Below are 22,149 nucleotides of genomic sequence, written 5' to 3' on the forward strand. Positions count from 1 at the left end.
AGTTGGGGTGGGCCCCAACAAAGAGAAATGTATCAAGCATTTCAAAAAGATATTATTTTTGATAAGTACTTAAATGATGTTTGGCAATTTAAAATAAAATTAAAACAAATTTAAAGTGACTCTCCAACATGTGTATTTCTTGCAATTTACGTGTTGGAGAGTCTTTTATATAACTTATACATTATATTTTTAGAGATTATAAATAGAAAAACTAAGATTATCTATGGCAAAAACGTTTATAATAGATAACCTTAGTATATTTTAATGCTTAAACGGTTTCTAATGCTTGTGCTAAATCATTAATAATATCATCAGCATTTTCAGTGCCAATTGATAAACGAACCATTTCAGGTAATACGCCTGACTTGCGTTGTTCTTCCTCAGATAATTGTAAATGTGTTGTGCTTGCAGGATGAATAACTAGTGATTTAGAGTCTCCCACATTTGCTAAAAGTGAGAAAAGATCTAATGCATCGACAAAACGTGAAATATCTTCAACGCTACCATCAACACCAAATGTTAAGATGGCGCCTTGACCTTTAGGTAAATATTTTTCTGCCAAAGCATGATATTTGTTATTAACTAAACCAGGATAATTTACCCAAGTTACTTTAGGATGTTGATCTAAAAATTGTGCGACTTTGAGTGCATTTGCGGAGTGACGTTCCATGCGTAAATGCAAAGTCTCTAAACCAATTAAGAATTCATGCACATTGTAAGGTGATACGGCTGAGCCTAAATCACGTAAAAGTTGGACACGTGCTTTTGTAATATAAGCAGCTTCACCTACATCTTTTGTATAAGAAACACCGTGATAACTTTCATCTGGTTCAACTAAACCAGGGAATTTACCATTGTCCCAATTAAATTTGCCACTATCTACAATAATACCACCAATAGACGTACCATGACCGCCAATAAATTTTGTAGCTGAATGTATCACGATGTCCGCACCAAATTCAAAAGGTCGGCATAAATATGGTGAGGCGAATGTATTATCAATAATTAGTGGGATGCCATGTTGGTGTGCGACATCAGCGACTGCTGTAATATCTAATACATCAATTTTAGGATTACCCATCGTTTCAGCATATATTGCTTTTGTGTTGTCATTAATTTGTGCTGCAAAGTTTTCAGGGTGGTCAGGGTCAACAAAATGGACCGTAATGCCAAGCTTTTTAAAAGTGACATTTAATAAGTTGTATGAACCACCGTAAAGGTTAGATGAAGCAACGATTTCATCACCAGTATTGACAATATTTAATAATGCCAATGTAATTGCAGCTTGGCCTGACGATGTAGCCAGTGCGCCAATACCACCCTCAAGCGCTGCAACGCGTTCTTCGAATACATTTTGGGTTGGGTTCATAATACGTGTGTAAATATTGCCAGGTTGTGCTAATGCGAATAAATCTTGGGCATGTTGTGTATTATCAAAGACATAACTAGATGTTTGATAAATAGGTACTGCACGTGATTTTGAAAAATCGTCAATCTCTTGTCCGGCATGTATCGTTTGAGTTTCAAAATGCCAATTTTGGTTTGTCATAGAAGGACCTCCATTTATTATTAGAATATTCAGATAATTAAGAACATCATTATTATAACGCACACTTATACTAATTCCAACTTATTTTGTAAGAATTTAAAACTTAAGTATAGATTAGAAAGAAAAATGTTTCGGACAAAAAAGAAACATCAAAATACATATATCATTTGAATGTATTCAAATTGAGTTTTTATTAATAGTATATGTTGCGTCCTATTAGAATCATTCATAAGGGTTTTCGTTCATTTCGCTTAGTGGTATTTATTAAATTATACGAAAATGCCTTATTTTTTAAAAGTATGTTGATATAAAATTACATATAAATATGACGTATTTTGGCGAGACTCCTGTGGGAACAGGACAAGCTGAAGCTGTCCCCTAAGAAGGTGAGCCAACAATTTTGACGTAGAGTCTAAAAATAAGGAGTATTAAATATAAAGAAAGCACAAAGATGATTTTTAATTTTAAACCATCTTTGTGCTATTACCTTGGAAATTATGTTCCAGCTTGATATGATCAATGTTTTAAGTTATACAATTCGTTTACGGATTGCGCCGGAGATTAAATCAACAATTGCAACCATTATCACTAAGCCAATTAAAATGATTCCAACACGATCCCAAGATCGTGTTTGTAAAGCAAAGATTAATGGTGTACCAATACCGCCTGCACCAATTAATCCTAAAATTGATGCTGAACGCAAATTAAGCTCAAAACGATACAGAATTAATGATAAAAATGACGGTAATATTTGTGGTATAACAGCAAATACTAATGTCTTTGTCTTATTAGCACCGCTTGCCTTTAATGACTCCACAGAAGTGAAATCTAAGCTTTCAATGTCTTCTACAAAGAGTTTTCCTAGCATTCCAACTGAGTGAATACCTAAAGCAAGAACCCCAGAGAAGGAGCCAGGCCCTACAGCTTTAATAAAGATGAGTGCCATGACAATTTCAGGGAAGACACGAATAACACTTAAAATAAATTTCGTTGTGCCTGTCACTGGTCGTAGTTTGACTAAGTTATTGGCTCCTAAAAATGCGAATGGAATACAAATAATTGCCGCAATAAAAGTACCAATGACAGCAATGGCAAAGGTTTCTAGCAGACCGCGTAATAAATCTTCTCCTTCAGGTATATAAATATATCCTAAATCTGGATGGAATAATCCTGAAAAAATTGCTTTTAAGATTTCTACAGATTTGCTTTTCAATTCAAGGGCTGGCATACCAGCAAATCCCCATATCACAATGAGGGCAACCACGATGGCGATAACCCAGCGTTTAATCACACGTTGCTTTTGTCTCTTAGTGCTTAAATTATATTTAGGTGATTGAAAAGTTTGTGGCTCGTGTGTCATGCGAGTTGTTCCCTCACTTTCGAACTCACATAGTCAATAATAACAACAATGACTAAAGTGAATAAAATAATCATAGCTGTACGAGGGTACTGGAATAAGCCGAGTGTTGAGTCATAGAACAAGCCAATACCACCTGCGCCAACCAGTCCTAATACAGCAGAAGCGCGAATATTAATTTCAAATGCAAATAATACATATGAAAAATATGTAGAAATAATTTGTGGCACGACGCCAAAAACAATCCATTTAGTTTTATTTGCGCCAACTGCAGTCATGGCTTCCATTGGGCCAGGTTCAATGGTTTCAATTGCTTCGTATAATAACTTGGCTATAACACAAATTGTTAAGATGAATAGGGCAAGTACCCCTGGAATTTGGCCAATACCAAATACAGCAACAAAGATAGCAGCTAATAATAAATCAGGTATTGTTCGAACAATGTTCAAAATAAATCGTGCAGGAATGGTAATCCATTTTGTACGGATAATATTACTGGCACAAATTAATGCGATAGGAACAGAAACGATAGCACCTAAAAATGTCCCAACGATTGCCATGCGAATCGTATCTAACATTGGTTGCCAAATTGCTTTTAAATAACTCCATTCAGGTGGAAACATTTGTTTGAAAAAGTCTCCGATTTGAGGTACACCCACCATTAAATCTGAGAAGCTAAAGCCCGTATACACGAAACTCCAAATGACTAAGACGGCAACGATTAGTATAGAAAAGCTTGTCTTTAATGATAGTTTTTTGTTTAAATATTTATCATATTTGTTTGTAGATGTAGCAGGAGATGTCATTTTAATTCACTCCTAGCTTTTCGTCGGCTTTTAATTGACGACCATAGATTTCATTAAATACTTCTTCAGTGGCTTCTTCAGCGGGACCATCATATACGAGTTCACCATCGCGCAACCCTATAATTCTCGTACCATATTCTAGCGCTAAATCGACAAAGTGAAGATTAATTAAAATTGTAATACCTAATTCTTCATTGATTTTCTTTAAATCATCCATTACTTGCTTTGTTGTCAGTGGGTCAAGTGAAGCAACTGGTTCATCCGCTAGAATGATAGAAGGTTCTTGGGCGAGCGCGCGCGCAATCGAAATACGTTGTTGTTGACCACCTGATAGTTCATCCGAGCGTTGATCAAATTTATCCAAAATATTGACGCGTTCTAATGCATCCATTGCTTTTATTTTATCTTCTTTAGGAAATAGGCCTAAAATCATTTTCCAGGTAGGATGATAACCAACTCGGCCACTTAAGACGTTACGCAATACGGTAGAGCGTTTTACTAAGTTAAAATGTTGAAATATCATGCCGATATTACGACGCATCAACAGTAGTGATTTTCCTTTTGCTTGTGTAATTGATTTTCCTTCAATTGTAATATCCCCTGATGTGACATCATGTAGGCGATTGACAGAACGTAGTAGTGTAGATTTACCTGCGCCTGATAATCCAACGATGACTGCAAAATCTCCTTTTTCGATATTTAAATTAATATCTTTCAAGCCGACATGTCCATTCGGATAGACTTTGCTCACATCTTTAAACTCTATTTGACTCATGTTATAACACCTTTCTCTAATAAGGTTCACTTTGTATAAAGTTATAAAGAAAAGCTATGCCAAAATTTGGCTTAGCTTTTCAATTGACGTTCTTTATCTATGATTCAGTAGAAAATAACAACCAATTATTGCATATCTTTTACTTTTTTCTCGTATTCTCTAACAATATCGAAGTCAGAATCTTTCGCATCTGTATATCCTTCATGTGAATATACTTCACTGATGATTTTATGACCTTCTTTAGTTTTTGAGATATCTTTAAATGCTTTTTTCAATTTTTTTTGGAAATCTTTATCCATATCTGGTCTAACTGAAATTGTATCGTTTGGAATTGGTTTTGTTAATTCTAAAATCTTTGTATCTTTGAATACATTTGGTTGGTCTTTTTTAACGACATTACGTGCATCTTGGAATACTGCCGCAGCATCCACATCGCCATTTAATAATGAAATAATCGATTGGTCATGACCTTTCATATTGACGATTTTCATATCTTTTGTTGCGTCAATACCAGCTTTTTCTTTCAATGTAGCAATTGGGAAAGTATAACCAGCTGTAGATGTGACATCTTGTAATGCAATTTTTTTCCCTTTTAAGTCTTTTAAGCTTTTAATGCCTGAATCTTTTTTAACTAAGATTTCTGATTTGTAGTCCTTAACAAGCTTTTTCGTAGGTGATCCATCTTTGTTCACACCAAAGCGTTGTGCTTGTAATAACAAGTCAGCAGCTTTCTGATCATGTGCTAATGTGTATGCGGTTGGTGGTAAGAAACCAACATCGACTTTTTTCGATTTCATCGCTTCAACAATCGTGTTGTAGTTTGTAGATACGGATACTTTTACTGGAATGTCTAATTCTTTGGATAGTAGCTTTTCAAGTGGTTTTGCTTTTGCTTCTAATTTATCCGCATTTTGAGATGGTACAAATTGGACCGTTAATTCTTTTGGTTTGTAGTTACCTTTGCCTGATTCTGAGTTGGAACTTTTGGAATTGTTATCTAAAGAACTGTTACCTCCACAAGCAGCTGCAAAGATAACCACCGATAACACGAGTAGTAGAAGATATTTAACGTGTTTCATATAATAACATTGCCCCCATTCACTATTTTGCAATATGTATCTATGTCTTTAATATCGACAATTATAGAGTAGCACACTATACTATATGTTATGTGTAGATTTCGTTAACTTTTTGTTAAAATTAAATAAAAATTATTTAAAATCGGTAAAGATATATAAAATATCATTAATAGTAACCCGTTTGTGTGTGATTTTTAATATACTGCTGGTGTGTGAAAATAAGTTAATAAAAGGAGTTAAACAAGTATGAAAATGATAAAAGTTGTAAGCTCTACTATAGTTGCCTCAGCATTAGCATTATCCATGTTTCCATCTACACAAGCAGCTGAAACGAATACAGCTTCACGCACAGTTCTATTTGATAATTCTCATGGACAAACTGCTGGCGCGGCTGATTGGGTTATTGATGGTGGTTTTTCTGATTATGCGGATTCAATGAAGAAACAAGGTTTTGCTGTTAAATCACTAGATGGGGAAGCAAATATTAGTCAAGAGTCATTAAAAAATAGTGATATTTTAGTCATACCAGAAGCGAATATTCCATTTAAGACGACTGAACAACAAGCCATTGTGAATTTTGTAAATCATGGTGGAAGTATCATTTTTATCTCAGACCATTACAATGCAGATAGAAATTTAAACCGCATTGATTCTTCTGAAGCTATGAATGGCTATCGTCGTGGTGCCTATGCGGATATGACCAAGGATATGGATCAAGGAGAGAAACAATCTAAAGCAATGGCAGGTGTTTCAAGCTCAGACTGGTTAGCCCAAAATTTTGGTGTGCGTTTCCGTTATAATGCTTTAGGGGATTTGAATACATCTAATCTTGTCTCAAGCGATGAAAGTTTTGGCATTACTAAAGGCGTTAAATCTGTGTCTATGCATGCTGGTTCAACACTTGCTATTACAGATCCTAAAAAAGCAAAAGGAATTGTATACACACCTGATCACTTAGGTAACAATGCGAAATGGAGTCATGCAGTTGACCAAGGTGTTTATAATGGTGGAGGTAAAGCTGAAGGTGCCTATATTGCTATTGCAAAGGTAGGTAAAGGAAAAGCTGCCTTTATTGGAGACTCCTCATTGGTAGAAGATAGTTCTCCAAAATATTTACGTGAAGACACGGGTAAAACAAAGAAAACGTATGATGGTTTTAAAGAAGAAGATAACGCACAATTGTTGAATAACTTAACTTCTTGGTTAAGTAAGAAAGAAGCAACACCGAATTTAGCTAAAAGTGGTGTAAAATTAGATAAAGCGACTGTGTTACATGATTTTGAACAGCCACAAAATTCAACAGAACCGCAAAAAGAACCATGGTCACAACCACCTGAAGGTTATCATTGGTACGATCGATCAACGTTTGCGCCTGGTAGTTATGGCAGTACAAAATCTACTAAAGATGATGGTGATAAACAACCAGGAGACCAACCGGCTGTGCAAAATGTAGCCTTTGCTATTCCTAAAGATGTGCAAGCTAACACGCCATTTAACATCACGATTAATTTGTCACAATTACCGGCTAACCAATCATTAGATAATTTGAAATTAGGAATTTATCAAGATGGTGGTAAACAAATCGGTCAATTTTCAACGGATGGTAAATCATATAGTAATATCGGCTATGGTTCACTTCCAACCATTAAAGTCAATAAAGATGGCACAGCTTCAGTGACGATTTCAGCAAAGGTAACGGAGTCATTAAAAGGGGCTAATATACGGTTAAAGCAAGGAGATAAAACCCTTAAAACTGAAAAATTGAAGTAATGGAGGACAACATGCGATGACACAACTTGCATTTTACATTTTAAGTGATATACATGGTTATATTTTCCCAACAGATTTTAAACAGACAAAAGGTTATAAACCGATGGGGCTATTATTGGCGAACCACATAATTGAACAAGATCGTCAGCGCTATGATGCTAGCTTTAAAATAGATAATGGTGATTTTTTACAAGGTTCACCTTTTTGTCATTACCTTGCTACACATATACATTCTAGCAAGCCATTGACGGATATCTATAATCGTATTGGTTTTGACTTTGGTACATTAGGAAACCATGAATTTAACTATGGTCTCAACTATTTAACTCAAAGTATCAATCGCTTAAATTATCCAATCCTTTGTGCCAATATTTTAAAAGATAATAAATCATTAACAGAACAAGGAATCATGTATATTAAGAAGCAAGGATACAATATTGGTATTATTGGTTTAACGACACAATATATTCCACATTGGGAACGACCAGAGTATATTCAACACTTAACATTTAATAGTGCAGTTCAAACGTTAGAGGACATATTACCTCAAGTACGTGAACAGGCTGATATCGTGGTTGTTAGTTATCATGGGGGCTTTGAACGTAACATTGACACGTATCAACCAACTGAAGTATTAACTGGAGAAAATGAAGCGTCTGAGATATTGCAGCGCTTTGGGTCGGACATTGACGTGCTTATTACGGGGCATCAACACCGTGAAATTGCTGCTATCAAGCATGATACAGTTATTCTACAACCAGGAACACGTGCGACACAAATTGGTAAAGTTACGCTAACATTTAATGATCGAAGACAATTGGTTCAGCGTACAAGTGAACTGTTGCCAGTGCACGATGACAGCGCTTTTAAATTAACCGATAAAGATAGTCAATTAATGAGTGATGTGGACACGTGGTTAGATACGCCGATTGCTGAAATTCAGCAGAATATGATTGTTGACGAGCCATTTACTGCAAGAATTGCACCGCACCCTTTTATTAATGTGTTACTACATGCATTATTACAAACAAGCGGCGCTCAAATAGCAAGTACGGCATTATTTGATTCTGCGACTGGCTTTGATAAGACCATTACAATGCGTGATATTATCAATAACTATCCGTTTCCAAATACGTTTAAAGTATTAGAGATGACGGGTAAGGGCATTCGTGAAGCATTAGAACAATCAGCACGCTATTTTGATCTTACGGACAGCGGGGATGTAGGTATTAATGACACGTTTTTAAATCCTAAACCGCAACATTATAACTATGACATATTTGGAGGCGTATCATATAATATTAAAGTGAGCGAGCCTATGGGGCATCGCGTGCATGATATTAAAGTGGAAGGACAGCCATTAGTCGAAGATAAGATCTATACCGTTTGTGTAAACAATTATCGTGCTGTAGGTGGCGGTGATTATAACATGTTTGCAGAAGCAAAGGTGGTTAAAGATATACAAGTGGAGGGTGCACAGCTATTAATCGATTATCTAACACACCACAATTTAAATAACATGCCACAAGTTGTGGATTTTAAAGTAGAAATATAATTCAGTAATAACTATGAGCCTGGGACATCATTATGTTTTAGGCTATGAACTCCATATATTGGCAGTAGTTGACTGGATTGCATACGCTAATACCAAGCTTTTTTCAATCCTAGTCAACCTTGCCGGAGCGGGACTACGAATTTATAATGAATTCTGTCCTGCTCCTTTATTTTTGGCTTTGTTTATATTTTATTGTGAGACTTACTAACGCTTATTACATGTTGTAAAAAGAAATGTTTAACGCTTCTTAACTTATGGCTCCAGAAGTTTAAGTTTGTATGTGTCTATGCTTTGTAACGTGCCATTTTGTTGTTGATGTATGATGTGTTGTGCTGTGATATTTGTTGGATTGTTAACACCAACTGCTGCTGCGATGTTGTATAAGCCTTCATGTAGACTTGTGATGTAATTGGTTACGCGAAATGTTTTTTCTTCTACAATGAGCGCTTTTTCCTTTTTAGGATCTGTCGTAGCAACACCTACTGGACATGTGTTGAGGTGACATTGTTGACTCATAATGCAGCCGACACTAATCATCATGCCTCGAGCAATATTAACTAAATCAGCGCCTAATCCGAGTGCAATGGCGATTTTGTCGGGTGTGATTAGCTTGCCTGAAGCAAAAATCTTAATTTTATCCCGTATACCATAGCGTTCAAGCATGCCAGACACAATAGGAAGTGCTGTAAATAATGGTAGGCCAACGCCATCTTGTAATTCTTGAAAAGTAGCGCCCGTACCACCTTCGCCACCATCAACAGTAATAAAACTAGGATACTTATCTAAACGTATCATTTCTTTCACTAATATTTCAATTTCATCAACATGACTCACTACAATTTTAAAGCCAACTGGTTTTTGTCCAAGCTGTTTAAGTTCATCAACAAAAGTGATTAATTCTGCTGCATTTGAAATAAAGTTAAAACGGTTTGGTGAATTAATTGTTTGAAACGGTTTGACATTGCGTATTTGTGCAATCTCTTCAGTCACTTTATTTCCTTCCATATGACCGCCACGGGTCTTGGCACCTTGTGCAAGTTTAAGCTCAAATGCTTTGATTGCCGATTGATTCACTAATTTTACAAATTCATCTTTACTAAAATTTCCCTCTTGATCACGGACACCAAAAAGGCCAGGTCCTATTTGAAAAATAATATCCCCACCACCGGACAAATGATAATCAGATAAGCCACCTTCACCTGTGTTCATCCATGTGCCAGCACGTGCTAACCCCTGAGATAGTGCTGTTATGGCACGTTGACCTAATGCACCATAACTCATGCCAGATTGTCCAACTAAACGTTTAACGATGAACGGATGTGCTAAATCATTGCCGATGACGACAGCATGCTGATCATCAAGTTGAAATGGTTTAATATCAGCTGGTTTGCGATGTTCGTCTCGTTTAAATAACCGCTCATTATCAACTTGATAAATAAATGTAGAAATCATATGTTGGTTATCAATAACTAGTTCAGTTGACTGTAATGGAAACATTGCATTTTGTATGTAAAACCCATGTTCATAGTGCTTCAACGTACCAAAACTGGTCATTCTTGAGTTATATTTTCCGGCAATAACAATATTTTTATAGTCGACACGTGAGAACGGCTTGCCTTCGGTATCATTAGCATATAAGTATTGACGCATTTCGGGACCAATTTTTTCTGAAAAATAACGAATTCTTCCTAATAAAGGGAAGTTCCTTAATACGCTATGTTGTTTCTGATGTTTGTCTTTAAAGAGTAACCACAGCCCTAATAAAACAACGAATAATAGACAGCTTACTATAATAACATTTACAATAAATTGCATTGTTGTTAATATCATTCTTTATCCCCCCGTTATCTCTGTAATGATTATTGTACATTATTTATATGGAAAAACAATGTAATGTTCCACTAATATAAGGATACAAGTTAATGATCATTAAGCATAAAAGTAGTACAACGTTTAAATATGACATATGAGAAATATAGTGACTGTCTATTTTTTAAAATTGATTTACTTATTTTTTAATGTCAAAATAATTAACATTTTCATAATTTAAGGAACATGGTAAAGTGAAATGTGAACAATACGCGGAGCATGGTATCAGCACGATGTTGGTAGCCATGTGATAGCTTCAAATGAATGAGGTGACCTATGCAGACATTAAATACATATAATACACGACAACCCATTGATGCGCACGTAAAGAAACGATTGTTTTGGGTAATTCCAGTTTATGTCTTCTTAAAGGTTCTCATGCCTATCATCATAGTATTTGGCGTCTATGGTATCTGGGCGGTATTAACACAAGATAAACCAACACAAGTTATTTATCCCATTGTATTAACATTGAGTTTCATTGTTGCGGAAATTGTGACGTTGAAATGCTTTTTCTTCTTGTATCAGCAGAAATTAAGAACAATTTATCAACGTTTAAGTAGTGATATCAAACCTATGCTATGGCCAATCGTCATTGTAAGTTGTTTAACATTATTGGCTTATTATGGCGGTCAATGTATAGCACATCATCTTAACCAACCTTGGGGGTTTCAACACAGTCAATCTGAGCAGTACTTATCTGGTATGTTTACGCATCCTCACGCATTACCATTTGTCTGGGTATCGATGGTTGTCTTAAGGCCGTTGGTTGAAGAACTGATTTTTCGCCATTTATTCATACACGAATTAGCGAAGTGCATACCCATGGTAGTTGCCATGATATTTAGCATCATTGCCGATGTTGTAGCTCATTCCTATCATTATCATTCTGTTCTGGAAATTGGAATTTACAGCCTTATTCCTATAGGTGCTGTTATCATATATAGATGGTCACAACAAAATTTATTAGCAGCATATGTATATCATAGTATGACGCAATGTATCATTTTTCTAGTGCTTAGCTACCAAAGTTATCTTTAAGCATAAATTAAAGGAGTTTATTATGAATCATAGAATGACAAAAAATAACAGAATTTCATCAATGACATATCATCAAAATCCTTGGCGACAGCCCCAGATGGTTAAACGTGATTTCTTACTGATACTTGTATATGTATTAGGTAATATGTATTTGCCATTTATATTAGCTGACGCAATCAATTGGTTATCATTTACTTTATTGCATCGGCCAAGTGGTTTAACTTATACTTCACAACTTTATGCTTTATTGGCACAATTATCTGTAGTTTTGATTTTTTGGGCCTTACATTATCGTGCACTTTTAAACACTGCAATCGCTCGTGTGAAGCAATTACAACGATATATTTATCTCATGATTATCGTCTTGTTGGTCATGTATGTAGCGAATATCGTCTATGCCAACGTAATGCAATTTTTACCAGAACATTGGCAATTTCATGATACGCAGAATGAACAAGAAATTAGAAAACTATTTAGTAATATCAAGGTGTGGCCGTTATTATTTTTAAATATTGTAATTATTACACCAATAGTTGAAGAGCTGCTATTTCGTCATTTATTAATTCATGAATTAGGTAAGAAATTGTCATATCCAGTAATGTCGATTATTTCAATCCTGCTATTTGCTGGTATTCATGTCACTGACGCAACATCGCCATTTGAAATCGGACCTTATTTAATTATGGCAACCAGTTTTGTGGTGGCATATAACATGAGTGGTCGCAATTTAGCAGTAACAATAGCGTTACATAGTTTTAATAACTTACTTTCATTTATTTTGACACTATTACAATTTTTATAATTATTGTAAAGGCTAAGAAACATCATTATTACATGCTTAACCATAGTTTTTTGTTGTTAATTCGTCATTGATGATACCTGAAAATAAGGTACGATAGTAGTAAGACATAATAAGGAGCGATGTTACGTGTTATTAGAAATTAAACATCTATGTTATCAAGCAACACGTCGTACAATTTTAGACAATATCAATTTCCAATTGAAAAAAGGGGAAACTGTAGCCATTGTAGGACCTTCAGGAAGTGGGAAGAGCACTTTGTTAAAACAAATAGATAACTTAATCAGTCCGACAAGTGGCGAATTATTATTAAACGATAAACCGTTCGATGTATATGAACCAGAAGTATTGCGCTCGAAAATAAGTTATCTGATGCAACAAAGTGAACTTTTTGGCCAAAATATTGGTGATAATATGCGTTTTCCAGCGATGGCCCATTCAGATGAGTTTGATGAAACTAAAGCGCTACAATTACTTCAACATCTTAATTTAGGACATTATAATTTAAATACACGCATCGAACATTTATCAGGCGGTGAGCGACAACGTATTACCATAGCTAGACAGTTGATGTATCAACCCGAACTATTATTATTAGATGAAGCGACTAGTGCCTTGGATACCGCCAATAAGCGAATTGTAGAACAGCTCGTGTTCGATTTAGCCAAGACCGGTGTAGGTGTTATGTGGATTACACATAGTGATGATCAGAGCATGCGTCATTTCGACAGACGAATTACGATTGTTGATGGTCAAATTACTAAGCAAGAGGAGTTGAAGAACAATGAGTAATACAGCCATTTGCTTAACGGCATTATTGTTAATCATACCGATTGCCATTTCGTATAAAGAAGGCTTACATATTATTAAAGATTTAGTTGTAGCGTCACTACGTGCGACCATCCAATTGCTTATCCTAGGTTTTCTATTGCATTATATTTTTGAAATAGATGCCACGTGGTTACTCTTACTTGCAGTATTTATCATTATAATTAACGCTTCATGGAATACATTACATAGGGCTTCAAAAGTGATGCATCACGTCTTTTGGATTTCACTCATTGCGATTATCATTGGGACAGCTATTCCATTGACGGCTATTATTTTGACAGGTGCGATAGACTTTAAACCAAATGAAGTCATTCCAATCAGTGGTATGTTGGCAAACAATGGGCTTATAGCTATTAATTTGGCATATCAGCATTTAGACCGTGCCTTTGTTAAAGATGTAAATGATATTGAATCTAAGTTAACGTTAGCTGCATCGCCAAAACTTGCGTCTAAAGATGCTGTACGTGATAGCATTCGATTAGCGATTGTTCCAACCATTGATTCAGTTAAAACATATGGTTTAGTGTCAATTCCTGGGATGATGACAGGCTTAATTATAGGTGGCACACCGCCATTAGAAGCGGTCAAATTTCAATTGCTTGTTGTCTTTGTTCATACGACATCTACCGTGATGTCAGCGTTAATTGCTACTTATTTAAGCTATGGTCAATTCTTTAATGCGCGCCACCAGTTGGTTGCACGTGATAATGACATTGTTGATGAAGCATAATGACATCGTCTATAGCATCTAGAAGCATTTTAATGATTGTTTTCACATATCTGAATAAATCATAAGTTAGGATGTATTCAGAAGATTCTTGTATCAGTGTAAGTTGAACAATGTAATCATTTTTGAAGAAAAGGTACCTCTTTAATTTAGTTAAGATGTCTATACTAAATTAAATGAAAGGGCCTTATTTTTTAAAAAAATATTTAAACATATGTAAGCGAAGTGTTTTGGTTGGGTGCTTGCGAAAGCAGTATAAGATGAAAAAAGCGCAAAATTACAAATACTGTCGATTAAGATGAGCTGAAGCTATTCTCAAAGAAAGCGAGTTAATAAAACGTTATATTAGCATAAAAGAAGCCAGTAAATGCATTTGTGACAACACATTTACTGGCTATGATGCTTCAGTTGTGATTTCCCAGATTTTATAATTTTGGCGTTGATGTTATAGGTCTATAATCCTAGGATGAATAATTTAGTCACTTCAATGATGTTAGCTTTTGTCTTGTAACATAATATGAAAGTGAACGCCTTGCGCTGTTGGTTGTAATTGTATTGTTCCATGGTGATAGTTGACGGCATCATTGATGATGGATAAACCGAAGCCATGGCTTTCGCGATCTTTCTTAGTTGTATATGTTTCCTGAACTAATGATTTAAAATCAGTATGTGGCAGTCCAATACCATCATCTAAATAATCGATAATGAGCTGTGTACCGTATACCTTCAACTGGATTTGAATATGTGGATTCTCATTATTATGTTCAAGACTATTATTGATTAAATTAATCATTAGACGTTCAAAATAAAGCTTATTGCCATAAAATGTCTTGTGTGATGCTGTGTGAAAGTATACGTCTATATTGTCATAGCCAATCACATTAATTACTTTATTCATCGTTGATTCAACGGGGAAAAGCTCTTTACTATACTGTATCTGGTTGGTTTCAATATCAAATGTTTGATTTAAACTTTCTAACAGTTCAGTCATAAATGAGGCTTTTTGTGTAATTAAATTTACATATTGTTGTGTTTCGCTATCGGCATGTATTAATTTCGCATAACCATAAATGGTTGTTAAAGGTGATTTTAAATCATGGGAGACTTGGCTAATCCATTTAGATTTATAATAAGTCATTTGATTATGATAAAATTTATCATTTAATAATTGCTGTGTTAGATGTGACAAACTGTGATGTAATTCTGGATAAGTATTAATAAAACGCTTCAACTTACTTTTTGTGGTAGGTTGGTACAATTTACCATGTGCTAGATGGTTAATCCAATGAATATAATAAGACATTGGTTTTGTTACACGCTTTGTTACAAAGAATGTAGCAATAACAATTAATACAATACTGAGTAACACATAAATCATTAAAACAGTTAAATAGAACTTTCCACTATTTTCAAATCCTTTGCCCAATTCATCATCATCTAATATAGGTTTAGGGTTGGGATTCTTAATAAAGCTAAGATGATGCTGATTTAATTTATAGTCCCATTTATTATAATCTTGAGTAACAATGCTCTCTAATAGTTGATCTGTCTTAATTTGACGTGCATTGTTAACACGAGTTGTTGATTGATTTGGATAAAAATAGACCATATACGTGCCTTTCTTATTTGATACAGCATGTGCATAACGCAAATTTTTAAGAATTCGAGACTTCAAGTTTTGTCCTTTTTTTGTATGAGGATATAGTATATTTCCCGCAGTATCCGTAAAATAAAGCGAAACGTTGTGTTCGGCTGCCAAATCCTTTATATGTTGATTGGGTTCTTTGACAATATCATTTGCAATTAAATAATCAGGATCAATAGTATTGATATCACTATATATGCGGTCATAAGTTTCAATTAACAAATATACTACGAATACGACACCTAAAATAATATTCGCAAGCATAAATAATGTCATATATTTTGAAAATTTAAAATTAAAACGTTTATTCATAGGCATCTTCCTTATAAATATAACCTTTACCGCGTACGGTTTGAATAAAGGTAGGTTGATTAGGTTGGCGTTCTATCTTTTTACGTAATGTTCGAATGTGAACCATTAAAGTATTATCATCTACACCGGTATCATAGCCCCAGACATGCTCATATAATTGCTGTTTTGTCAGTACTTGATTTTTATGACGGATAAAATAAATAAGCAAATCATATTCGCGGGCAGTTAATGGTACAGAATGTCCATTTACTTGGACATCCATGCTGTTAAAGTCGATATCTAAATAATCATAGTGGTAAGTTGTGCAGGCATCTGAATGAAGATGTAATGAAACCCGATAATACAGCTCCATTGGATCAAAGGGTTTTTTAATGTAATCTACGGCTCCTTTTTCAAAGCCTTTATATACATCCAAATTGGTATCTTTGGCTGTAACTACGATAACATTAGTCACCGATAAATCAATATATTTGAGCAATTGGTAGCCATCCTCAGCGTGTAAATTTAAATCTAGTAATACAACTTGAAAGTTAAAGTCATGCAGTAAGGTCTTTGCATGGTCAATGTCATAAGCCACTTTTATTTGTTTAATTCCTTTAGTCGTAAGGGACAATTTCATCAGTTCATTAATATCTTTATCATCTTCAACAATTAGGACATCTATTGTCATATATAACACCTCACACTCTATCATATTAAACTTTAGCTAATTAAACTATATGCTTTTTACATATTTAAGGAAGAATTAAGCTGATAATAAATTGAAGTTAAAGTATCTTGATTATACTAAAGTTATTATTAAGCTTATTAGAAAAGGGGATATATAAATGAAAATAGTAGCTTATACTTCTGGTTTTATTGCTACGGTGTTATTTCTATTTAATATTTTACGGTTTGTCTTTGCATGGTTTGAAGCACGCTTTCATTTAAACTTTGGTATTGATTTATTATTACACAATTCATATGTCATCTATGGTGCGTTAATCGGTTTTGCGATTGCCATGATTACCATGACCATCACGGAGGACTATTTAGATGAGTCTGATCGTATATAAATGGGAGTTATATACAAAAAAGAATAATTTATTATATAATGAAACAGTTACGACATAAACAGTGTTAGACGTAGCTGTTTTTTTATTATGCAATACAAAATGAATGATAGAAAGGAGAGAAACAAAGTGTCAGTCATGCGTGTTGCAACATTTATTCTTAGTGTTTTTATTGTTGGAATGGTAGAAATGATGGTTGCGGGAATCATGAATCTAATGAGTGCTGATTTGCATGTGTCTGAAGCGGTTGTCGGGCAATTGGTCACGCTATATGCATTGACTTTTGCTATTTGTGGACCTATATTAGTTAAATTAACTCATCGCTTTAGTGCAAGATCGGTACTGTTATGGACGTTGCTTATATTCATTATAGGTAATGCTATGATTGCTTTGGCGCCTAATTTCACTATACTCGTTATAGGTCGCATCCTATCATCTGCTGCTGCTTCGCTTATTATTGTAAAAGTGTTAGCCTTAACCGCCATGTTAACCCTTCCTAAAAATCGCGGGAAAATGATTGGCGTTGTATACTCTGGATTTAGTGCGGCTAATGTTTTCGGTGTCCCACTTGGAACCATGATTGGGGATATAGTAGGTTGGCGTTACACCTTTCTATTTATTATTGTCGTTAGTGTGCTAGCAGGTATATTGATGCTGTCCTACTTACCACATCAAAGAGAACTTCAACAGGTGGCTGGTACAGAGCAGTCAAATGGTACAGAAGCATCTGATGTGCCTTCAAAAATTATTAGACCGCAAGAAGTCGTCAAATTTATCACAATTACCTTTTTAATACTTGTGGCAAATTCAGCCACATTTGTTTATATTAATCCCTTGATATTATCACATGATTATACATTGCGCTTTGTCTCTGTTGCATTACTAATGAACGGTGTCGCTGGTGTTATAGGCACTTCACTTGGTGGGGTGTTTGCTGATAAATGGACAAGTAAGCGCTGGCTTACGATATCAATCGCAGTCTTTGTTGTTATGATGGTGCTATTGAATATAATATTACCTTATGCAGCTTTATTATTAATCGGTATTTTTGTATGGAATATTATGCAATGGAGCACTAATCCCGCCATTCAAAGTGGTTTGATTGAGCAAGTTGAAGGGGATACAAGCCAGGTTATGAGTTGGAATATGTCAGCATTGAACGCAGGTATTGGTATAGGAGGAATGATTGGCGGCTTAGTTGTATCGCAATGGGAGGTCTCATTTTTACCCTATGTCAGTGCTGCGATAGGACTTGCTGGACTTATCATTACTTTAGCTTTACGCAATCATTATATTAATAATTAGCAGTAAAAGTCTCAGACATCATTATGTTTTAGGATATGGACTCTAAATTGGTAGTAGTTGGCTGGATTGAAAATACGCGTATACCAAGCTTTTTCAATCTTGGTCAACCTTGCCGGGGCGGGACAGCGAATTCATAATGAATGCTGTCCCGCTCCTTTACTTATATACATATGGTTGCTGGTGTGTTGCAGAATAAGGTTGCCAATGACATGTTCCTGTGCGAGCAAATTGCGCTAAATCACGTATCATTTGCCTGCTTAGTCGTCGGGCATGCGTTAATTGTGATACTTGGTGTGCAGCTAAGATGTCCATTTTACCGAACCAAAAGATAACATCTAAAATATGATACGCACTTCCGTAGTCATGATGAAGTGGTATGCACCAATCAAAACGTGCTAACCATGCCTGGTTAGTTGTGCTGAAATGCTTTAAAAAGTGCAATGCAGGTGCTAAAAAATAAGAATATGTAATGATTTGTGACTGTTGTACTGCACTTTGCACGTCATGTGGCTTAACATATATATCATATAAGGCCATCACTTCTGTAAAGCGTCTAGGCGTGAGCTTATGTTCTTCGCCAGTAATATAAATATCTCCTTCATCATGTGTGGTGCATACGAGCATAGGTTTACGATTATTTTGGAGAGGTAGAGACATGTCACTTGTAGCTATTGGTGCGTAAATTAGTTCTAATCCTTTCGATTTACCACGAGCTTGTTCATCGTCATCCATAAGCTGTAATAGCTGGGAAGAATGTAATAACGTAATATCATGATGACCATAGCGCTGTTCCATTAATTGTTCAAAATGTCTTGCTTTCGTCGTTCCTACATCAGCACTGTCTAATTTGAGCGTACCACTTAATAAGATGACTTGTTTAAAGTAGGTAACTGCGTGAGGCATTTGCATTAATGCCATAATAGACATACTGCCTGCAGATTGTCCCATTAAAGTCACATTATTTGGGTCTCCACCAAAAGAGTCAATAAATGTATGCACCCATTTTAATGCGGCGAGTTGATCAGATAAACCGTTATTTTTATCATAATTTGCATTAAAATAGGACCAATCTAAATAACCTAAGGCGCCCAAGCGATAATTAAAGGTCACTACGATGACATCTTCTTGCGCTACGATATGTTCTGGTGTATAGAGTTCAGCAGTGCCATGTCCGTTGATAAATCCACCACCGTAAAAGTAAATAATTACTGGCTTAAGGTAATTGTCATTAGCTTGACGCCAAATGTTTAAATATAAACAATCTTCATCTTGAACAAAAGATCTAGGTGTCGAAGAAAAAAAGGTTTCAAGCTTATTTTGTGGTTGGGGTGGGATGGCTTGAACACGCATTGCTTGATATGGGGAGGACCATGATGTCTTAAGTTGTGCATGCTTAAAACGCATTGATCCGATTGGCGCATGCGCGTAAGGAATACCAAGAAAGCAATCTATCCCATCACTTGTTGTACCTTCAATAGCGCCGCCAGCTGTTTTGACGATGACCATGACTATACACGCTCCTAATATGATACTTACTGTTACTATAACATATCCTATAGTTGCAATTGCTCTGGTGTCAGGCTAATATGAACTTAAATTGATAAAAATAAAGAAAGGGGCGAAGTGATGGATAAAAAGCAGACCAACGCACAAGTTGAAGCGTTTTTGCGCAAAGATAGCCAATGGCAATCGGCATATCAATATTTAAGAACACTTATTTTTAATGAAACAGAATTAGAAGAACAGTATAAATGGATGCACCCATGTTACACATTAAATAATAAAAATGTCGTGCTCATTCACGGGTTTAAACACTATGTAGCATTATTATTTCATAAAGGCGCTTTACTCGAAGATCAATATGGTACATTGGTACAACAAACAGAAAAGGTCCAAGCAGCGAGACAGCTACGCTTTACTTCTTTAAAGGAAATAGAACAACGTCGTGATGAGATTCTATACTATGTTAAACAAGCAATCCAGGTTGAACAACAAGGTAAAACAGTGACGTTGAAAGAGACTGCAGACTATGAGATGCCTGAAGAATTAGCCTCTAAATTTGATGAGATGCCCGAATTAAAGACGGCATTTGAAAGTTTAACACCAGGTCGTCAACGCCAATATATGTACTATATTGGGCAAGCAAAACGTAGTCAAACTCGTCATAATAGAGTGGAAAAATATGTGAATCATATATTAGATGGTAAAGGTATGATGGATTAGTAAATATAATAGAAAGAAGATAGACAGTGAAGTTGAGATTTCTAATTGGTTGAACAACAAATTATGAGGGCAGTAATCAAGCTTAATTTGAAAAAAGCTTATAGGAAAAGACGGTTGAATATGCCATTCAACCGTCTTTTCCTATAAAATAAATACATTATTATTTTTGGTCGCCATTTAATTTTACTAATATTTTAGCTTGTGATTTATCATTTACAAGTTGTTCGAAACCTGATTCAACAATGTCTTGTAATTCGATTTCATCCGTTACGACTGATTTAACATCCAAGCTACCGTTAGCGATTAAGTCAACGGTTTGTTGGAATGTCGTTGGTGTATAAGCAATAGTTGAAGTTAATTTCACTCCAGAGTTTGTTAATAACATTGGATCAAATTCAACCGGGTGCGCAAAGATAGAGACGATGACTACTGTCCCACGTGGGCGAGTGACTTCAACAGATTGTTGTAACGTAACGCCGACGCCAGCAACTTCAAAAGTGACATCAACACCGTTGTCAGTGTGTTCGTTGATGTATTCAACAGGATTAACTTTACCAGAATTAACGACGTGAGTTGCACCTACTTCTTTAGCTTTAGCTAAGCGTTCTTCAGATAAATCAAAGACATAGATTTTACTTGCGCCAGCTGCTTTAGCAGCGACAACTGTTAATAATCCAATTGGACCAGCACCAAAGACAGCTACTTTATCACCAAATAATAAGTTGCCTTCTTTGACAGCTTGTACTGCAACGGCTGTTGGTTCAACTAAAGCACCTTCTCTAGCTGAAACATTGTCAGGTAATGCGTAAACATTTTCTTCTGGTGCATTTGTAAACTCAGCAAATCCACCATCAGATCCCAACCCAATAAATGAATAACCATCATAAAGATCGATATTTTCTTCTTTTTCATGTCGAGACACGGTAGGGTTCACAACAACACGATCCCCTTTTTTGTATTTAGTTACGTCTTTACCTACTTCTTCAACTACGCCTGAAAATTCATGGCCTAACGTCACTGGTGCAGTTTGACCTAATAAAGGGTCAGGTTGTTCTGTAGAAATAAAGACAGGACCTTCTAAATACTCGTGTAAGTCCGTACCACAAATCCCCGTCCATGATACTTTAACCTTAACTTCATTATCTTTTAATACTTTTGGTTCACGATCTTCCACGCGAACATCTTTTTGACCATACCATACTGCTGCTTTCATAATTAGACATCTCCTCAATTTTGAATCCTTAGTATACATATAGAGTAATACTAATTTATGAAATATTCAAACTATTTCGGCGAATAATAATAAATTTATATTTTATCTAAGCTGGAGCAAATTTTTTTCACAAAGTGGGCAAACTCTATAAAAATTTAATTTTTCGCAAGTTTAATATGTTTATTTTTAATAATTAGGGTATATGTATGAAGTAACCATAAAAATATATGCGAAGAAAATG

19 protein-coding genes are annotated in these 22,149 nt (G+C 35.3%); 9 read left to right on the top strand and 10 right to left on the bottom strand.

What is annotated here, in order from left to right; genetic code table 11:
- Window positions 1-268 precede the first annotated feature (268 nt).
- The 5 genes from HMPREF2597_RS09315 to HMPREF2597_RS09335 form a co-directional block, all read right to left on the bottom strand.
- Window positions 269-1,549, bottom strand: coding sequence for an O-acetylhomoserine aminocarboxypropyltransferase/cysteine synthase family protein (locus HMPREF2597_RS09315; RefSeq protein WP_002478657.1), 1,281 nt, complete (start codon window positions 1,547-1,549; stop codon window positions 269-271).
- A 529-nt stretch (window positions 1,550-2,078) separates the two neighbouring features.
- Window positions 2,079-2,909 (bottom strand): phosphonate ABC transporter, permease protein PhnE, encoded by an 831-nt coding sequence (gene phnE / locus HMPREF2597_RS09320; protein ID WP_002478658.1) that lies wholly within the window; start codon window positions 2,907-2,909, stop codon window positions 2,079-2,081.
- On the bottom strand, window positions 2,906-3,712 hold the full coding sequence (gene phnE / locus HMPREF2597_RS09325; protein ID WP_002460370.1) for a phosphonate ABC transporter, permease protein PhnE: 807 nt from the start codon (window positions 3,710-3,712) through the stop codon (window positions 2,906-2,908). Before phnE (HMPREF2597_RS09325) ends, phnE (HMPREF2597_RS09320) begins: the two co-directional genes overlap by 4 nt.
- A 1-nt stretch (window position 3,713) precedes the next feature.
- Window positions 3,714-4,487, bottom strand: coding sequence for a phosphonate ABC transporter ATP-binding protein (phnC, locus tag HMPREF2597_RS09330; RefSeq protein WP_002460368.1), 774 nt, complete (start codon window positions 4,485-4,487; stop codon window positions 3,714-3,716).
- Between the two features lie 125 nt (window positions 4,488-4,612).
- The gene (locus tag HMPREF2597_RS09335) at window positions 4,613-5,566 is read right to left on the bottom strand and encodes a phosphate/phosphite/phosphonate ABC transporter substrate-binding protein (protein WP_002460367.1); all 954 of its coding nucleotides are present in this window, start codon (window positions 5,564-5,566) and stop codon (window positions 4,613-4,615) included.
- 246 nt (window positions 5,567-5,812) lie between these two features.
- Between HMPREF2597_RS09335 and HMPREF2597_RS09340 the strand changes: the two genes are divergently transcribed.
- Together HMPREF2597_RS09340 and HMPREF2597_RS09345 are read left to right on the top strand one after the other, a co-directional pair.
- Window positions 5,813-7,336, top strand: a complete 1,524-nt coding sequence (locus tag HMPREF2597_RS09340; RefSeq protein ID WP_002478659.1) for a DNA-binding protein — start codon at window positions 5,813-5,815, stop codon at window positions 7,334-7,336.
- A gap of 16 nt (window positions 7,337-7,352) precedes the next feature.
- Window positions 7,353-8,891 (top strand): bifunctional metallophosphatase/5'-nucleotidase, encoded by a 1,539-nt coding sequence (locus HMPREF2597_RS09345; RefSeq protein ID WP_002478660.1) that lies wholly within the window; start codon window positions 7,353-7,355, stop codon window positions 8,889-8,891.
- 252 nt (window positions 8,892-9,143) lie between these two features.
- Here the strand turns inward: HMPREF2597_RS09345 and HMPREF2597_RS09350 are convergent, their stop codons facing one another.
- Window positions 9,144-10,721 (bottom strand): FMN-binding glutamate synthase family protein, encoded by a 1,578-nt coding sequence (locus HMPREF2597_RS09350; RefSeq protein WP_002478661.1) that lies wholly within the window; start codon window positions 10,719-10,721, stop codon window positions 9,144-9,146.
- Between the two features lie 315 nt (window positions 10,722-11,036).
- Between HMPREF2597_RS09350 and HMPREF2597_RS09355 the strand changes: the two genes are divergently transcribed.
- The 4 genes from HMPREF2597_RS09355 to fetB all read left to right on the top strand — a co-directional run bounded on the left by HMPREF2597_RS09355 (window position 11,037) and on the right by fetB (window position 14,161).
- Window positions 11,037-11,801, top strand: a complete 765-nt coding sequence (locus HMPREF2597_RS09355) for a CPBP family intramembrane glutamic endopeptidase (protein ID WP_002478662.1) — start codon at window positions 11,037-11,039, stop codon at window positions 11,799-11,801.
- Between the two features lie 22 nt (window positions 11,802-11,823).
- Window positions 11,824-12,603: a CPBP family intramembrane glutamic endopeptidase gene (locus tag HMPREF2597_RS09360; protein WP_002460360.1), complete on the top strand. Its 780-nt coding sequence runs from the start codon at window positions 11,824-11,826 to the stop codon at window positions 12,601-12,603.
- 126 nt (window positions 12,604-12,729) lie between these two features.
- The gene (locus HMPREF2597_RS09365) at window positions 12,730-13,392 is read left to right on the top strand and encodes an ABC transporter ATP-binding protein (protein WP_070817282.1); all 663 of its coding nucleotides are present in this window, start codon (window positions 12,730-12,732) and stop codon (window positions 13,390-13,392) included.
- On the top strand, window positions 13,385-14,161 hold the full coding sequence (fetB, locus tag HMPREF2597_RS09370; protein WP_002478664.1) for an ABC transporter permease: 777 nt from the start codon (window positions 13,385-13,387) through the stop codon (window positions 14,159-14,161). The genes HMPREF2597_RS09365 and fetB overlap by 8 nt, the downstream gene beginning before the upstream one ends.
- A 490-nt stretch (window positions 14,162-14,651) precedes the next feature.
- Here fetB and HMPREF2597_RS09375 read toward each other — a convergent pair whose 3' ends face one another.
- Complete coding sequence (locus tag HMPREF2597_RS09375; RefSeq protein ID WP_012990729.1) at window positions 14,652-16,115, bottom strand: HAMP domain-containing histidine kinase; 1,464 nt, start codon at window positions 16,113-16,115, stop codon at window positions 14,652-14,654.
- On the bottom strand, window positions 16,108-16,785 hold the full coding sequence (locus HMPREF2597_RS09380; protein ID WP_002478666.1) for a response regulator transcription factor: 678 nt from the start codon (window positions 16,783-16,785) through the stop codon (window positions 16,108-16,110). Before HMPREF2597_RS09380 ends, HMPREF2597_RS09375 begins: the two co-directional genes overlap by 8 nt.
- 157 nt (window positions 16,786-16,942) lie before the next feature.
- Here HMPREF2597_RS09380 and HMPREF2597_RS09385 point away from each other — a divergent pair, with 157 nt between their 5' ends.
- Together HMPREF2597_RS09385 and HMPREF2597_RS09390 are read left to right on the top strand one after the other, a co-directional pair.
- The gene (locus HMPREF2597_RS09385) at window positions 16,943-17,170 is read left to right on the top strand and encodes a hypothetical protein (protein ID WP_002460355.1); all 228 of its coding nucleotides are present in this window, start codon (window positions 16,943-16,945) and stop codon (window positions 17,168-17,170) included.
- A gap of 126 nt (window positions 17,171-17,296) precedes the next feature.
- Window positions 17,297-18,472, top strand: a complete 1,176-nt coding sequence (locus HMPREF2597_RS09390) for an MFS transporter (protein WP_002478667.1) — start codon at window positions 17,297-17,299, stop codon at window positions 18,470-18,472.
- A gap of 156 nt (window positions 18,473-18,628) precedes the next feature.
- Here HMPREF2597_RS09390 and HMPREF2597_RS09395 read toward each other — a convergent pair whose 3' ends face one another.
- Entirely contained in the window at window positions 18,629-19,978 is a 1,350-nt protein-coding gene (locus tag HMPREF2597_RS09395) for a carboxylesterase family protein (protein ID WP_002478668.1), read from the bottom strand.
- A 120-nt stretch (window positions 19,979-20,098) separates the two neighbouring features.
- Between HMPREF2597_RS09395 and HMPREF2597_RS09400 the strand changes: the two genes are divergently transcribed.
- Complete coding sequence (locus tag HMPREF2597_RS09400; RefSeq protein ID WP_002460352.1) at window positions 20,099-20,695, top strand: YdeI/OmpD-associated family protein; 597 nt, start codon at window positions 20,099-20,101, stop codon at window positions 20,693-20,695.
- Window positions 20,696-20,855: 160 nt separating this feature from the next.
- Here HMPREF2597_RS09400 and HMPREF2597_RS09405 read toward each other — a convergent pair whose 3' ends face one another.
- The gene (locus HMPREF2597_RS09405) at window positions 20,856-21,908 is read right to left on the bottom strand and encodes a 2,3-butanediol dehydrogenase (RefSeq protein WP_002492437.1); all 1,053 of its coding nucleotides are present in this window, start codon (window positions 21,906-21,908) and stop codon (window positions 20,856-20,858) included.
- Between the last annotated feature and the right edge of the window lie 241 nt (window positions 21,909-22,149).

The organism is Staphylococcus sp. HMSC063A07 (genome assembly GCF_001836955.1).
In the GTDB taxonomy this organism is placed as follows: domain Bacteria; phylum Bacillota; class Bacilli; order Staphylococcales; family Staphylococcaceae; genus Staphylococcus; species Staphylococcus lugdunensis.